At 62.9% G+C, this 15,579-nt stretch carries 15 protein-coding genes; 2 read left to right on the top strand and 13 right to left on the bottom strand.

What is annotated here, in order from left to right; all coding sequences use genetic code 11:
• The first annotated feature begins 147 nt into the window (after window positions 1–147).
• Together gabP and gbdR are read left to right on the top strand one after the other, a co-directional pair.
• A complete protein-coding gene (gabP, locus tag CFE47_RS10170) occupies window positions 148–1,557 on the top strand; it encodes a GABA permease (RefSeq protein ID WP_286836674.1) in 1,410 nt (469 codons plus the stop codon).
• Window positions 1,554–2,630 (top strand): choline metabolism transcriptional regulator GbdR, encoded by a 1,077-nt coding sequence (gbdR, locus tag CFE47_RS10165; protein ID WP_286836672.1) that lies wholly within the window; start codon window positions 1,554–1,556, stop codon window positions 2,628–2,630. The genes gabP and gbdR overlap by 4 nt, the downstream gene beginning before the upstream one ends.
• A 182-nt stretch (window positions 2,631–2,812) precedes the next feature.
• On the opposite strand, the gene CFE47_RS10160 is transcribed toward gbdR, so the two are convergent.
• From CFE47_RS10160 to CFE47_RS10100, 13 genes are all read right to left on the bottom strand, one after another.
• Window positions 2,813–3,964, bottom strand: a complete 1,152-nt coding sequence (locus CFE47_RS10160; RefSeq protein ID WP_286836670.1) for an iron-containing alcohol dehydrogenase — start codon at window positions 3,962–3,964, stop codon at window positions 2,813–2,815.
• Window positions 3,965–3,977: 13 nt separating this feature from the next.
• On the bottom strand, window positions 3,978–4,586 hold the full coding sequence (locus CFE47_RS10155) for an ANTAR domain-containing response regulator (protein ID WP_122511183.1): 609 nt from the start codon (window positions 4,584–4,586) through the stop codon (window positions 3,978–3,980).
• On the bottom strand, window positions 4,583–5,707 hold the full coding sequence (locus CFE47_RS10150; RefSeq protein WP_286836666.1) for a transporter substrate-binding domain-containing protein: 1,125 nt from the start codon (window positions 5,705–5,707) through the stop codon (window positions 4,583–4,585). Before CFE47_RS10150 ends, CFE47_RS10155 begins: the two co-directional genes overlap by 4 nt.
• On the bottom strand, window positions 5,704–7,218 hold the full coding sequence (locus CFE47_RS10145) for an amidase (RefSeq protein WP_286836664.1): 1,515 nt from the start codon (window positions 7,216–7,218) through the stop codon (window positions 5,704–5,706). Before CFE47_RS10145 ends, CFE47_RS10150 begins: the two co-directional genes overlap by 4 nt.
• 10 nt (window positions 7,219–7,228) lie before the next feature.
• Window positions 7,229–7,933 carry an ABC transporter ATP-binding protein gene (locus CFE47_RS10140; RefSeq protein WP_185710163.1) on the bottom strand — a complete coding sequence of 235 codons (705 nt, stop codon included), beginning with the start codon at window positions 7,931–7,933 and terminating at the stop codon, window positions 7,229–7,231.
• The gene (locus tag CFE47_RS10135) at window positions 7,926–8,648 is read right to left on the bottom strand and encodes an ATP-binding cassette domain-containing protein (RefSeq protein WP_286836661.1); all 723 of its coding nucleotides are present in this window, start codon (window positions 8,646–8,648) and stop codon (window positions 7,926–7,928) included. Before CFE47_RS10135 ends, CFE47_RS10140 begins: the two co-directional genes overlap by 8 nt.
• Window positions 8,645–9,670, bottom strand: a complete 1,026-nt coding sequence (locus CFE47_RS10130; protein WP_286836659.1) for an ABC transporter permease subunit — start codon at window positions 9,668–9,670, stop codon at window positions 8,645–8,647. Before CFE47_RS10130 ends, CFE47_RS10135 begins: the two co-directional genes overlap by 4 nt.
• Complete coding sequence (locus CFE47_RS10125; RefSeq protein WP_286836657.1) at window positions 9,670–10,539, bottom strand: ABC transporter permease subunit; 870 nt, start codon at window positions 10,537–10,539, stop codon at window positions 9,670–9,672. Before CFE47_RS10125 ends, CFE47_RS10130 begins: the two co-directional genes overlap by 1 nt.
• Window positions 10,540–10,549: 10 nt before the next feature.
• Window positions 10,550–11,788: an urea ABC transporter substrate-binding protein gene (locus CFE47_RS10120; protein ID WP_286836655.1), complete on the bottom strand. Its 1,239-nt coding sequence runs from the start codon at window positions 11,786–11,788 to the stop codon at window positions 10,550–10,552.
• Between the two features lie 373 nt (window positions 11,789–12,161).
• The gene (locus CFE47_RS10115; RefSeq protein ID WP_286836653.1) at window positions 12,162–12,767 is read right to left on the bottom strand and encodes a cupin domain-containing protein; all 606 of its coding nucleotides are present in this window, start codon (window positions 12,765–12,767) and stop codon (window positions 12,162–12,164) included.
• A 72-nt stretch (window positions 12,768–12,839) separates the two neighbouring features.
• The gene (locus tag CFE47_RS10110; protein WP_286836651.1) at window positions 12,840–13,550 is read right to left on the bottom strand and encodes a DUF1989 domain-containing protein; all 711 of its coding nucleotides are present in this window, start codon (window positions 13,548–13,550) and stop codon (window positions 12,840–12,842) included.
• A 16-nt stretch (window positions 13,551–13,566) separates the two neighbouring features.
• Entirely contained in the window at window positions 13,567–14,787 is a 1,221-nt protein-coding gene (locus CFE47_RS10105) for a M20 family metallo-hydrolase (RefSeq protein WP_286836649.1), read from the bottom strand.
• The gene (locus CFE47_RS10100; RefSeq protein WP_185710171.1) at window positions 14,784–15,578 is read right to left on the bottom strand and encodes an amino acid ABC transporter ATP-binding protein; all 795 of its coding nucleotides are present in this window, start codon (window positions 15,576–15,578) and stop codon (window positions 14,784–14,786) included. The genes CFE47_RS10105 and CFE47_RS10100 overlap by 4 nt, the downstream gene beginning before the upstream one ends.
• Window position 15,579 lies beyond the last annotated feature (1 nt).

Genomic DNA, 15,579 nt, shown 5'->3' with positions numbered 1-15,579 from the left:
TTGATGACGATATCAGACCAAAGTATGACGCTCCCAGGCTATTTTCGGACGACGCAGGCCGCGTAAGGTGACCCCATCATTAAAAATGATGATCGCCTGACTCTTCAGTCAGTAGGCCTTACGTCGATCACCGAGAATAAGAAAACAATGAATAGCCCGACCCCGAACCACTCCAACGCCCAGTTGGCGCAGGGCTTCAAGCCGCGCCATGTCACCATGCTGTCCATCGCCGGCATCATCGGTGCGGGGTTGTTTGTCGGCTCCGGGCATGCGATTGCAGCGGCTGGGCCGGCGGTGTTGCTGGCGTATTTTTTCTCCGGCCTGTTGGTGGTGCTGGTGATGCGCATGCTCGGGGAGATGGCGGTGGCCAACCCCGACACGGGGTCGTTCTCGACCTATGCCGACCAGGCCATCGGTCGCTGGGCCGGGTTCACCATCGGCTGGTTGTACTGGTGGTTCTGGGTGCTGGTGATTCCCATCGAGGCCCTGGCCGCCGGGCATATCCTCAACCAGTGGTTCCCGCAGATCGACGCTTGGCTGTTTGCCTTGTTGTCGATCTTTTTGTTGGTGGTCACCAATCTGTTCAGCGTTTCCAAATACGGCGAGTTCGAGTTCTGGTTTGCCATGGCCAAGGTGGTGGCGATCATCGGCTTTATCGGCGTGGGCTTCGCGGTGTTGATGGGTTGGGTGCCCGAGCGAGAGGCCAGTGGGCTCAGCCAGTTGATGCAGGACCATGGTGGTTTTGCACCCAATGGGTTGTCGGCAGTGGTGGGTGCGTTCATCACCATCATGTTCAGTTTTATCGGCACTGAGGCTGTGACCATTGCGGCGGCCGAGTCCAGCAACCCGGCGCAGAATATCGCCCGTGCCACGCGCTCCGTGATGTGGCGCATCGGTGTGTTTTACGTGCTGTCGATCTTCGTGGTGATTTCCGTGGTGCCATGGGATGACCCGCTGCTGGCGTCGGTCGGCTCTTATCAGCGGGCACTGGAGCTGATGAACATTCCCCACGCCAAGTTGCTGGTGGACGTGGTGGTATTGATCGCCGTTGCCAGTTGCATGAACTCCTCTATCTACATCGCCTCGCGCATGCTGTTCTCCCTGGGCAAGCGCGGCGACGCCCCGGCGATGCTGAAGAAAACCTCGGCGGCCAGTGTGCCGAGGGCGGCGGTGATTGCCAGCACGATTCTTGGGGCAGGGGTGACGTTGTTGAGTTACTTCATGCCGGCCGGGTTGTTCCAGTTCTTGCTGGCCAGTTCTGGTGCCATCGCCTTGCTGGTGTACCTGGTGATCGCCGTGTCGCAACTGCGCATGCGCAAGATCCTGCTGCGCCGCAACGTCGAGTTGACCTTCAAGATGTGGCTGTTTCCGTGGCTGACCTGGGTCGTCATCGCCTTCATCTGCACCGCGTTGACGGTGATGCTAGTGACACCCGAGCATCGCTTCGAAGTGTCCTCGACCATTGGCCTGGCCTTGATGATTTCGTTGATCGGCTTGATCACCGCGCGGCAACCCGAGCACGCACCCAAGTCGGTTCCCGTAGCCTCGCAGCCATGACTACGAGGCCTGTCAGCAGCCTGGTGTTCTTGCTGCTGGACCAGTTCACCCTGATCTCGCTGGCGTCTGCGTTGGAGCCGTTGCGCATGGCCAACCAACTGTCGGGCCAGGAACTGTACCGTTGGCACACCGCAAGCCTGGACGGTAACCCGGTGTGGGCCAGCGACGGCGTGCCGGTCACCCCTGACGGCTCGATCACCGCTGTGCCGTCTGCGGACACCGTGATTGTGTGCGGTGGTATTGGTATCCAAGGCACAGTCACCGGCGAACTGGTCAAGTGGCTTCGCAGCCAGGCGCGTTATTCCAAGCGCCTGGGCGGCATCTGCACCGGCAGCTGGGTACTGGCCCGGGCCGGGCTGCTCGACGGTTTTGAGTGCAGCGTGCACTGGGAATGGTTGGCGGCCATGCAGGAAGCCTTTCCACGGGTGAGTGTCAGTTCCAGCCTGTTCACCCTCGACCGCGACCGCCTCACCAGTTCCGGCGGCACCGCGCCGCTGGACATGATGCTGCACCTGATCGGCCGTGATCATGGGCATGAACTGTCTGCGGCGATCTCCGACATGTTCGTGTACGAGCGCATCCGCAACGAACAGGACCACCAGCGCGTGCCGCTCAAGCACATGCTGGGCACCCAGCAGCCCAAGCTGCAGGAAATCGTCGCGTTGATGGAGGCCAATCTCGAAGAGCCGATCAACCTGGACGAACTGGCCACCTATGTCGCCTTGTCGCGCCGGCAGCTGGAGCGCATGTTCCAGAAATACCTGCACTGTTCGCCTTCGCGCTACTACCTGCGGCTGCGGCTGATTCGGGCGCGGCAGTTGCTCAAGCAGACGCCCATTTCAATCGTCGAATTGGCGGTGTTGTGTGGCTTTGTGTCCACGCCGCACTTCTCCAAATGCTACCGCGAGTACTTCGGCGTACCGCCCAGTGATGAGCGTTCGGCGACGGACAGTGAGCGGTCCATCGTGGTGAAGCCAATCATTCATCGTCAGCACGTTCCGATGCCGATGAACCCCTTGGAGCAGGCGCGTGGGGAGTCGACGTTTGCCAGCGTGAAGCGGTTGAAGTCTTGAACCCGTGCGGCCTATTGGATTTGTGCCCGGCACTGGATAACGCCACCGCCAGTCCCCTGTGGGAGCGGGCTTGCTCGCGAAAGCGGTGGGTCAGCTGACGAATAGGTTGGCTGACACTCTGCATTCGCGAGCAAGCCCGCTCCAACATTCAAACGTGTTCATAGCCAATGAAACGAGGTCGTCTAGTACGCCGCCGTATAGATCGCCAAAGCATCCTCCTCACTTACCTCACGCGGGTTATTCACCAGTAGCCGCTGTTGCTGCATCGCACTGCGGGCCAACTCTGGCAGGCTTTCCAGGGTCACGCCTGCATCTCTCAAGCGCAGCGGCAAACCCACTGCGACGTGGATGCGCTGCATCTCGGCAATGAACTGCGCCGCGCCATCTCCCTCTTCCAATCGCTCACTCAGCACACACGGCGCTAGTTCCGCGTAAAGCGCGTTGGCGTGGGACAGGTTGAACGCCAGGACCGGGTTGAGCACCAGCGCGTTGGACAGCCCATGGGGCAAGTGGAAGGTAATCCCCAACGGATACGCCAGCGCGTGCACCGCCGCCACTGGTGCGTTGGCGAAGGCCTGGCCGGCGAGGCACGCGCCCAGCAGCATGGCTTGGCGTGCCGCCAGGTTCTGTGGCTCGCGTACCGCCAGCTCCAGGTTGGCGCTGAGCAGGCGCAGGGCTTCACGGGCGAGCAGGTCGGAGATCGGGTTTTTGCGCAACTTGCTGGTGTAGGCCTCGATGGCGTGCACCATCGCGTCGATGCCGGTGGCGGCGGTGACCGGGCCGGGCAGGCCCACGGTCAGTTGGGCGTCGAGAATCGCCAGGTCCGGCAGCAACTGCTGCGACACCACACCCGACTTGCCGGTGGCGGTGGTGACGATGGAGATCGGCGTGACTTCCGAACCTGTGCCGGCGGTGGTGGGTACCTGGATCAGTGGCAGGCGCGCGCCATTGGCCTGGTTGACGCCGTAGATGTCGCTCAAGCCCTGGCGCTGCATCGGGTGGGCGAGGTAAGCGACCAGCTTGGCGGTGTCCATGGAGCTGCCGCCGCCGAAACCGACGATAAGGTCGGCGCCCATGGCCCGCGCTTGTTCAGTGGCCGCTAGCACCAGTTCTTCGGCGGGGTCTGCGAGCACGTCGCTGTACACCTGCAAATGGATATCGGCAGCGGCAAAGCCGGGCAACACCGAATCCAGCAGCTTATGCCGCAGGATGCCGGCGTCGGTCACCAGCAGCACATTGCGCGCGCCACGCGCAGCGCAATGTTCGGCCAGTTGGGCGGCAGCGCCGCTGGCGCAGATCAGGTGGGCGGTGGTGCTGAAATTGAAAGCTTGCATGAAAAACCTCTGCTTATTCAGGTTGAGGGGGCAGGCCCGCGTCAATGATGGTTTGCGCGACCGCCTCCATGCTGGTGCGGCTGGCCATGGCATCCCGTTGTAGGCGCCGGTGGGCGTCGTTTTCACCGATGCGGTGGCGCGCCATGAGTAAGGCCTTGGCCATGGAAATCTTCGAGACTGCCGGTTGCCGGGTCTGCAACTTGCGCAGTTGCGCCAGCATGTCGATGCGCGCACGCCAGGCGGCACGGGCCATCAACAGTTGGGTCAACAGGCCGAACGGCCGCAGTGGGCGCTCGATGACCGCGGCCGGCTGGGTTTCCAGTACCAGTTGCAGCATCGAAGGGTTCTCATAGCCGACCACGGCGATGATCGGCGGCGCCTGTTCGCTGAGGCCTTCCACCAACGCCTGGGTGTTCAGGCGCTGGCTGAGTTCCACGGCCAGCAGCACCACGTCGGTGTGCTCTGGCAAGTGCGCGGGCACCGGCCAGCATTGCTCGACGATGCAGCCGATGCGCTGCAACTGGTCCAGCACCACGCGGGCTTCGGCGTCCACCGGGTGGATCACCAGCACGCGCAGGCCCTTGAGTTCGCGCAGCAATGAAGGTGCGCTGCTGCCGCTCATGGCTGCGCTTCCAGTTGGTAGTCGACCATATAGGGGCTGGGTTTGACCGGTTGCTCGCTGTGCACCACCAGCTCGAAACGGCGCTGGTGGTCCAGGCGGGCAATGCGTGGCCACAGCCAGGTGTGTTGGGTGTCGGCGTCGATCTGCACGCGGCCCTGGGGCGCGTCGAACTGCGCACCGGCCAACGCCTGGCGCAGTGCTTCGATAGACCCACCCTCTGCGCGCCGCGCTGCTTCGGCGAACAGATGCACCTGAAAATACGCGGCTTCGGCCCCCGCTGTCAGCGGTGCTTCATCACCAAAACGCGCCCGATAACGCGCCAAGAAGGCTTGGCTGGCGGGCGTCTGCAAGGTGGAAAACCACGGCGCCGCCGACACATGCCCTTCGGCTTCTTCAGCGCTCATGCGCAATACATCCACCTCGTTGGTGGCCAGGCTGACGATGGGCATGCGCGCCGGATCGAAACCAGCCTGGCGATAGGCCCGGTGCAGCGCCGGGATATCGCTGCCGACGATGGTCGAGTAGATCGCATCCGGTGCCGTGGCCCGCGCCTGTTGCATCACCCGTTCGAAGTCTTCGGCGGTGGCGTGGAACGGTAGGTAGATCTCGTCCACCACTTCGCCGCCGGCCTGTTCGAACAGCTCGCGCATGATGCGGTTGGACTCGAACGGGTACACGTAGGAACCGCCAACAAACAGCACGCGGTTGCCGAAGTGTTCCAGTACATAGCGCGCCAGTTGCACCGAGTTCTGGTTCGGTGCCGAGCCGGTGTAATAACACCACGGCGAGTATTCAAACCCTTCATAGAGCGTGGGGTAGAACAGCAGGCGGCGACGGCTCTCGACCACCGGCAGCACGGTTTTGCGCGTGCTCGACATATGAGTACCGAACAGCACTTGCACCTGGTGTTCGTCACACAGGCGCACGGCGCTGTCGCGATAGTCCGCAGGCTCGGCGCCGGGGTGGCCATCTACCGGCACCAGCAACCGGCCATGGATGCCGCCCGCGTCGTTGACCTCGGCGATGGCCAGGTGAGTGGCATTGGCCTGGGTGGTTTCCGAGGCAGCGGTGAGGCTGCTCTGGGAAAACAGCAGGCCGACTTTGTAGTCAGGGGTGCTCATGACGTCAGGCTTTCCCAGTCGATATGTTGTTCAAACGCGTGCGCCACTTGGTACAGCATGGCCTCGTCGTAATCCCGCGCCACCAGCATCATGCCTACTGGCAGGCCACTGGCAAGCCCGCAGGGGATCGACAGCGCAGGGTGGCCGGTCACGTCGAACGGCGCGGTGTTGGCGTTCATTTCCAGGGCCCGTTGCACCCACTCGCTGGGCGAAGCGTCTGCTGTGGGCAGTTTGGGCGCCTTGAGCGGCACGGTGGGCATCAGCAACACGTCGAAATCCTGCAAGTGCTGGTCGTAAGCCGCACGCAGTTGCCGGGCGGCGTTCTGGGCCTTGGCGTAGTACTGGCCGCCAAAGCGCTGGTAGGCATACCCGCCGGCCAGTAGGCAGGTTTTAAGGTCGTGGGGAAATTGCCCGGCCTTGCTCTGCCAGTCCTGTTGGGCACGCATCAGGCTTTCCACATACAGGCCTTTCCAGTTCGAGCCGTAATTGTAGCCGCGCAGCAATTGGGTGGTGCCTTCCACGGCAATGGGGGTCCAGATCGCGTGGCCCAGGCTGTGCAGCGGGATCGAGATGTCTTGCACCCGCGCGCCCAGGCCTTCGAACAATGCCGCAGCACGCCGCACCGCCGCATCCACATCCGCCTCGGAGTTGGCGTGGCTGAAGCCTTCGCGCACCACCCCGATTCGCAAGCCCTTGCAGCCCTTGCCCAACGCCTGGGTGTAGGCCTCGGTCGGTACTACGCGATCCTGGCGTGGGTCGAGCCCGTCGGCGCCAGCCAGCACCTCCAGCAGCAGGGCGTTGTCGGCCAGGTTGGCGCTCATGATCCCGGCGTGGTCCAGGGTCATTTCGATCGGCATGATGCCGGTGTAGGGGATCAAACCGTGGGTCGGCTTCATGCCGTAGATGCCGGAGTAGGCCGCCGGAATGCGCACCGAGCCACCCTGGTCGGTGCCGATACCCAGGTCCACTTCACCGGCGGCAATCAACGCGGCGCAGCCCGACGACGAACCGCCGGTGGAATGCCCCGGATTACGCGGGTTGTGCACCGCCCCGGTGGCGTTGGTATGGCTGCTGCCCGACACACAGAAAAACTCGCAATGGGCCTTGCCGAGGATTTGCCCAGCAGCGTCCAGCACGCGGCTGGCGACGGTGGCATCAATGTCTGGCACGTAGCCGTGTAAGGTTGATGAGCCGTTCATCATCGGTACACCGGCCAGGCAGATATTGTCCTTGAGCGCCACGCGCTTGCCGGCCAGTTTGCCGCTGGCGGCGCCCTGGATATCGGTGCGCACGTACCAGGCGTTGTAGCGATTGTCCGTCGGCACCTGGCCCGGGCCGCGTGGGTAGCGTGGGGGTGCGGGCGGGGTGGCGATGGCGTCGAGGCGGTCGTAGTCCTGCCACACGGCTTCGAGGATGTGTGCGTACTCATTCAGCAGCGGCTCGGCCAGTTCCAGGCCAAGGCTGCGGCCGACTTGGGTGAGGTCGGCCAGGGTAGGGCGTTGAATCGACATAGCAGGTTCCTTATGCATGAAAGCCCATGAAGCGCTCAGCGATGGCTTCGGCGCTGGTGTGGGCCGGGTCGACCTCGTCCACCAGTTGGCCGTTCTCGATGATCAGGATGCGGTCGGACAAGGCACTCAAGAATTCAATGTCCTGTTCCACCAGGATCACCGCCAGGTTTTGTTCCACTCGTAGGCGCTGCAGGGTTTCGATGATTTCGTCGCAGATCGAGGGCTGGATGCCTTCGGTGGGCTCGTCCAGCAGGATGATGTTCGGCTCGCCGCACAGGCAGCGAGCCAGGGCCAACAGTTGCTGTTCACCACCGGACAGCGCGCCACCGGGTTGGTCGAGCAGGCGTTGCAGGCGCGGGAAGTAGGCGAGGATGCGTTCGATGGTGGCGTCGGCCTTGGCAAAGTCCTTCACGCAGCCCATGCGCAGGTTTTCACGCACGCTCAGGAACGGGAAAATCTGCCGACCTTGGGGCACGTAGCCGATACCGGCGCGGGCGCGCTGGTGGGCGGCGGCGCGGCTCAAGTCCTCGCCATCGAAATGCAGGCTGCCGGCCATGGCGGGAATTTCCCCCATCAGCGCACGCAGCAAGGTGGTCTTGCCCATGCCATTGCGTCCCAGCACGCCCACGCAGGTATTGGCAGCGCAGCTCAAGCGAATGTCGCGCAACACAGGGATACGGCCATAACCGGCGGATAAACCGATGACTTCAAGCATGTTTGATCTCCTGCTTGCCCAGGTAGGCTTCGCGCACGGCGGGGTCTTGAGTGACCTCGGCAAAACTGCCTTGGGCCAGGATCGCGCCTTGGTTGAACACGGTGACGGTGCCCGCGATCAAGCGGATGAACTCCATGTCGTGCTCTACCACCACCACGGTGCTGTGGGCGTTGATCTCCTTGATCAGCGCGGCGGTCTTGCGCACTTCCTGGTAGGTCATGCCGGCCGCCGGTTCGTCCAGCAATACCAGCTCCGGGCGTGAGGCGAGGATCATGCCCAGCTCCACCCATTGGCGTTGGCCGTGGGCCAAATCGCCCACCAGGCGCGTGCGCAGCTCGGTGAGGCCGATGCGTTCCAGGGTTTGTTCGGCGGTGTTGCGCGCTTCGCTTGGGGTTTGCCTGCGGCTGGCGGCCAGGCGCAGGTTCTCCAGCACATCCAGGCCGTCGAACACGCTGGGGGCTTGGGTCTTGATCCCAATGCCGAGCTGGGCGACTTTATGCGGCGCCAGCCCGGAAATACGCTGGCCCTTGAAGTGGCACACGCCACGGGTGGGTTTGAGCTGGCCGCTGAGCATCTTGAAAAACGTGCTTTTACCGGCGCCATTGGGCCCGATCAGGCAGCGCAGTTCGCCACTTTTCAGGGTGAAATCCACCTCCTTAACCGCATGCACGCCGCCGAAGCTCACGCCCAGGCCTTGGGTTTGCAACAGGCTCATAGCGCACGCTCCTGGGTAGGCAACGGTTGGGGGCGACGTTGGAACACTCGAGCTACACCGCTGCTTAGGGTGGGTAGCAAACCCCGTGGCAACAGCATCACAAACACCAGCAGGATCAGGCCCAGTACAAAGCCGCTGTCCACATGCTGCTGTTCTCCCAGCCGCGCCATCAGCGCCTGGATGCCGATGCACGCCAGGATCGGCCCGAACAAAGTGCCGCGCCCGCCGACAATCACCCAGATGATGATCTGCGCCGACTGCGCCAGGCCAAACACGCCAGGGCTGACAAAAGCACCCCAGTTGGCGAACAGGCAGCCGGCCAACCCGGCAATGCCGCCGCCGAGGCTGAACACGATCAACTTGTGCAGGCGCGTGTCATAACCCAGCAGACCGGCGCGCTGTTCGTTTTCACGAATCGCCACCACCACCTTGCCGAAACGACTGGCGAGCATTCCGCGCAGGCCCAGGTAGCAGAGGATCAACGCGCCGCCGATCACCTGGAACAGGGTTTCCGGCTCCAGCACACGGTCCGGGTTGAACGGCACATTCAACGTGGGAATCGCGGGGATGCCGTTGAAGCCACCGAGCAAGGCACTGCCGATGTGGTACTCGGAGCCGGACGTGGAGTTCATCACATTGAACAAAATCAAGGTGACCGCGAGGGTAATCACCCCCAGGTACACGTCACTGATGCCGCCGTAGAACATGAAGTAACCCATGGCCGCCGCCACCAGCGCCGGTACGGCGATGGCCAGTAACACCGGCCAGGTGCTGTCGCCGATATTCAGCACACCGATGGCATAGGCGTAGGCCCCCAGGCCGAAAAACGCCGCCTGGCCAAAGCAAAGGATGCCGCCGAACCCCCAGATAAACGCCAGGCTCAGGGCCAACAGCGCCATCACCAGGTAGATGGTCAGGGACAATAAGGTAAACAGGTCCAGCCACTGCGGCAGGACCGCCACCAGCACGGCGGCCAGGACGCAGCCGAGCACCGGTAGCAGGGTGCGGGTATCAACAGGCATCAGAACGCCCTCCGAAAGAAACGACCGGTAATGCCCTGGGGCAGAACCCGGATCAACACAATGGCCGCCAGCAGCAATGCCACTTCTCCGAACACCGGGGTGCTGAAGAACGTCACCACCTGGCTGATCACCCCAAAGCCACTCGCAGCAGTCAGGGTGCCGGTAATCACGGCACTGCCACCGCCGATCACGGTGATAAACGCCTTGGCGATATAACTGGTGCCGAGGGTCGGAATTACCCCGGTAAGCGGCGCCAACACCGCACCACCCAGGCCGGCCAGCGCCGCGCCCAGGCCAAACGTGAGGCTGTAGATGCGCCCCGGATTGGCCCCCAACGCCGCCGCCATCTTGGCGTTTTGCATGGTGGCGCGGGCACACAGCCCAAAGTGGGTAAAGCGCAGCAGCGCCCACATGCCCAGCAGTACGGCCACGGCCACGCCGATCACAAACAGGCCGTAGCCGCTGGTTTGATAAGCGCCGATGCTGATGCCCGGCAACGGCGAGCTGATGCCCACCGTGGTATTGCCAAACAACATGGTGGCCGCGCCGGTCAGGGCCAGGCTCAGGCCCCAGGTGGCGAGCATGGTGTCGATCATGCGGCCGTACAGGTGGCGCACCAGCAGGCGCTCCACCAGCATGCCGAACAACCCCACGGTCAAAGGCGCCAGCACCAGGATCGAGATCCAGATGGGCACATGCAGATGGTGGGTGGCGAGCACGGCAACGTAACCACCGAGCATCATGAATTCACCGTGGGCCAGGTTGATGATCTTCATCATCCCGAATACCACCGCCAGGCCGATGCTCAACAGCACCAGCGTGGCGATGGCGCCCACGATTTGCAGGGAAAAAATGGCAGCCCAATCCATGTCGGCCTCCTTACAGCGCGATGCTGTATTGTTTGGCGTCACGCGGGTTCTTCACCAGATCGCACACGGCGGCGGTGTCCGAAGGCGCTTGCTGGGCGAAGCTCTCGACCACCTCCAGGCGGCGGTCGCGCACCTCGGCGATGTGCACGTCGAGCACGCAGTGGTGCGTGGCCGGGTCAACGCTGACCTTGCCGCTGGGTAGGTCCAGGCTGATGCCTTTTTCCAGGGCCTGGGTCACGGCCATGCGTTCCACCGTGCCAGCTTGGCGCACACCTTCGGCCCACAGCATCATGCCTTGGTAGGCACCCATGGCCAGTTCGGTGATGTAGGGGTAGTCGGCGCCAAAGCGTTTGTGGAAACGCTCGACGAACGCCCGGTTCTGCGGCGTGGCCAGTTCCTGCACATAGTTCTGGCAGATCAGGATGCCGTTGCATTCCTCTGGCGAGAGCACGATGTGCTCGTTGCCACCGGCGAAGGTAGTGGAGGCAATCGGCAACTTGCCGGTCATGCCTGCGGCTTTCCATTGGCGGTAGAACGACATGTGCGCGCCACCCACCAAGGCAGACCAGACGAAGTCCGGCTTGGCCTCCTGGATCTTCGAGATGGTGGCGCCGAAGTTGGTCACGTCCAGCGGGAAGAACTCGATGCCCACGCTTTCGCCACCGGCTTGCTCGACGTACTTCTTCACCCAGGCGGTGACGATCTGCCCGTAGTTGTAGTCGGCCGCGACGATGTAGACCTTCTTGCCCCACTTTTTGGTGACATGGGACACCAGCTTCTCCACGGTCTGGCCTGGGGTGACGCCGGTGGCGAACACGTTGCGGTCACACACGCCGCCTTCGTACTGGTTGTTGTAGAAATACAGGGTCTTGTAGCGGTCGAGCACCGGGCGCACCACCTCCCGCGATGCCGAGGTAATACCGGCATGCACCACCGCCGCGCGGTCCTTGAGGGCCGCCTGCTGGGCGTATTGGGCGTAGAGCTGCATGTTCGACTGGGTGTCGTATTTGATCAGGTTGAGCGGCCGACCGAGCAGGCCGCCAGCGCCGTTGAGTTCTTCGACGGCGAAGGTGAGGGCGTCGACGATGGGCTTGCCATAAATGTCCAGGCCACCGGAGTTGTCGTAGAGCGAGGCGATGTTGATCGCGTCATCGGCCGCAAACGCCGAAAAGCTCTTCAGGCTCAAGGTGGACAATGCAGCAGCAGAAATAGCGGACGTACGCAGGAAAGCACGACGATTCATAGCCATTCGGAAGACTCCTGGAACCCAGGCCCAAACGTCCACCGCAGCCTTTGGGCCGGTGCGCTGGAAGAGGAAAGGTCTGGGAAGAAATGCAGGCAGGGGGAAGGAGGGCCTGATTTCACATACCGACGACGCTGTCGGCTGAATGTGTGAGTCGTTTCGCTTGGAGACATCAGCCGCATCGTTGAGGCTGGGTCGCCCATCGCAAGGGAATGGGGGAAACGAGTACCGCAAGGCGCGGCGCTGTTTCAAAAGCAAGCTTCAGGCCATAAACCTTATGTTTATGTTTCTAAAGGGAAAACCTGGTTTTTGCGGCGGTAGCGACGCCCTTAAAACTGTCACCTGGGTAGAAACGACGCACGTTTGAGGTGCGCGTTTGTTAGAAGGTAGCAGGGGTGTTGATCCACAGAATGCGCACAACATTGGTGGTCCCATTGCGATAACCATGGGGCACATTGCTCGGAAAGTGGAACGAATCCCCGGCGTTCAACGTGTACGTGGTTTCACCCAACGTCAGCTCCAGGCTGCCCTCGATCACGTAGCCCATTTCTTCGCCGGCATGCTCGATCATTTCACTGACCATGCCGGGCGACACGATATGGATATCGCCCTGTAACAGCCCGCCTTTTTGCAGGTGGGTAATACGCTCCAAGTCGATATAGCCTTTTTTTGCGCCATTGGCGAAGCGGTTGACCTGCCGCGCACCGGCGCGCAGTACCGGCTCTTCCGATACCCACTCCTCAGACGTCAGTTCGGACACGTTGCTGCCCAACGCGATGGCCAGGCGGTGCAGCATGGCCAGGGACGGCGAGGCGGCGTCGTTTTCCAGCTTGGAGATCAGGCTTTCGGAGCAACCGGCGGCCACTGCCACTTGCTTGAGGGTCAGCCCGGCCACTTTGCGCGCATGGCGCAGGCGCACGCTCAGGCTGGGCAAACCATCGGAATGCAGGGGTTTGGCGACGGGCGGTTTGCTGGGTGTGGACATGCAGGCCTCGGGTGAAAAGGGGCATTCAATGGTGCGACAGGCATCCTAGGGTCACGGATGCCTGTAGTCTAGTCAGGCGTGAACTGAGAAGGTCACTTCTACCGGGTTCAGGTCGTTGATCGGCACGATGTCCTGCGGGCAGGCCGACATCACCACCACCACGTCCATCTCGGCGCGGATCTCCACGTAGTCACCGGCCTTGGACACCGGTGGCAGCCACTCGACGCTGTAGTCCGGCTTGACCGGAATGTTCATCCACAGGTTGAACGGCTGCGGCACTTCATGCGAGCGCAGGCCGATGGCGGCCAGGGCCAGGCGCAGGTTGTCGGCGCAGCTGTCGTGGTAACCCACCACGCCCAGGTTGGTGTAGCGATGCAGGTCGCAGGCGGCCATCAGGGTGTCGTGGATGCCCGGCGAGGTGTCGGTGAGCAGGGTGCCGATGCTGCGGCGGCGGTTGCTGAACAGTTCATCGCCGGCCTTGGGGATGATGCTGTTGCAGTGGGCGCGGGCGTGTTCCATGGAGAGGAATTCGCTCAGGTCTTCACTGTTGAACAGCCAGGTGTCGCACACCTGGGTGCCGTGGGTGTTGACGATCTTGATCACTTCACCGGCCTTGAGGCGCACGGCGCGGCCGCAGCGGGCGGGTACGGTGTAGGTTTCGCCGAGCACGGGGGTGCCGTCCAGGGAGATCGGTTCCTTGAGAGTGGCGTTGATGCCCAGGGAGTCGCCGTTGTCCGGCTGGCAGCAGGCTGGGTAGTCGTGGCTGTGGGTCGCGTGGCTCATAAAGATTCCTATGGGTTCAGGGTTGTTCGGCAAGTGCAACCAGGCTCCAGGCCAGAGCCTGGGCGCCCGCCAGCAGTTGCGTGGGTTCGGTGAATTCCAGCGGGTTGTGGCTAATGCCGTCGCGGCTGGGCACGAACAGCATGGCGGTGGGGCAATGGTCGGCCAGGTACATGGCGTCGTGGAACGCGCCGGAACGCAGGGTTTGCCAGGGCAGGCCGGTGGCGTTGCAGGCCTGTTCGAGTACGTCGATCACGTTGGGGTCGAACGCCGTGGGGGCGTGACTGAACAGGCAGGTGTGTTCGGCGCTGGCGGGCAGGCAGTCGCTTAACTGCGCGTCGAACGCTGCAAGCACGGTCGGGTCGGCGTGACGGAAGTCGATGCTGAAGGTCACTTCCCCTGCGATCGTATTGATGGCGTTGGGGTGCACGTTCCAGCGGCCGAAGGTCAGGCGCTTGTCGTCGCCAGCCAGTGTGTCGGCCAGTGCGTCGATGCGCTTGACGGCGTCCATGGCCAGCAGCATGGCGTCGTTGCGCATCGGGTGCGGCGTGGTGCCGGCATGGGCCGAGGCGCCTGTGCAGCGCACCTGGTACCAGCGCACGCCTTGGATGCCCGAGACCACGCCCAGGGGAATATTTGACTGTTCCAGTACCGGGCCTTGTTCGATATGCAGTTCGACGAAGGCATGGGTTTGGATCTTGTCGCGCAACGGGATGTCGGCAAAACGCAGGGCGTGGGCGTCCAGTGCCTGGCCCACCGACACGCCGTCCTTGTCCAAATTGTTGCGATAGGCAGCCAGCCGGGCCGGCTCGACGTAGGCGCTGGACCCCATGGCACCCGGGCTGAAACGGCTGCCTTCTTCGTTGGTCCACACCACCACTTCGATAGGGCGGCGCGTACGCAGGTTGGCGTCGTGCATGGCATGCAAACATTCGAGGCCGGCCATGACGCCGTAACAACCATCCAGCGTGCCGCCGGTGGGTTGGGTGTCGATATGGCTGCCGGTCATCACCGGCGGCAGGTCTTCACGGCCGTCACGGCGCAAAAACAGGTTGGCGCAAGCGTCGGTCCACACGATGCAGCCGAGCTTGCGCGCTTCGTCGATCAGCCAGGCACGGGCTTGGAGATCTTCTTCCGACAAGGCCTGGCGATTCATGCCGCCATTAGTGCCGGGGCCGAAGGTGGCCAGGGTATCCAGCAGGCCTAGCAGGCGCGTGGATGAAACGGCGAGTGCGGTCATGACGTCACCTGCAGGCTGCGGTTGAACCAGGGTTTGAGGAACTGTTGCAGGCGTTCGGTCTTCGGCGCATTGAACAGGCCTTGGGGCGCCCCGGTCTCGATGATCTGCCCGGCTTCCATAAACACCACCACATCGGAAATCTGCGCGGCGAAGCTCATCTCGTGGGTGACCATGACCATGGTCATGCCATCGTCGGCGAGGCTGCGGATCACTTGCAGCACTTCTTCCACCAGTTCCGGGTCGAGGGCCGAGGTGGGCTCATCCAGCAGCATCAGCCGAGGCTTCACCGCCAGTGCGCGGGCAATGCCGACGCGTTGCTGCTGGCCGCCCGACAGCCGCGCCGGGTAGGCATCGGCCTTGGCGGCCAGGCCGACGCGCGCCAGTGCGTGATCGGCCAAGGTGCGTGCTTCGGACTTGGCCATGCGCTTGCCCAGCACCAGCGGGGCCATGACGTTTTCGCGCACGCTCATGTGCGGCCACAGGTTGAATTGCTGGAACACCATCGACAGCGGGTTGCGCACTTCATCGACCTTGGCTTCGCTGTCGCAATCGCTGACTTGCCGGCCAGGGCCGCTGTAGCCCAGCAGTTGGCCGTCGATCCACACTTCGCCTTCGTCGTAGCGTTCCAGGAAGTTCATGCAGCGCAGGGCGGTGGTCTTGCCGGAGCCTGACGGCCCGATCAGCGAGACGATTTCACCGGCCTGCACCTGCAGGTCAAAGCCGCGCAGTACGCGGTTGGCGCCATAGGACTTGCCGACGCCGCGTAGTTCAAGAAGCGGTAGGTTGCTCATC

The sequence above is a fragment of the Pseudomonas sp. PGPPP1 genome (assembly GCF_002255865.1).
GTDB classification, from domain to species: Bacteria; Pseudomonadota; Gammaproteobacteria; order Pseudomonadales; family Pseudomonadaceae; genus Aquipseudomonas; species Aquipseudomonas cremoris.
The sequence above is the reverse complement of the archived record's forward strand: the minus strand, read 5'-3'. Positions and strand labels throughout refer to the sequence as shown.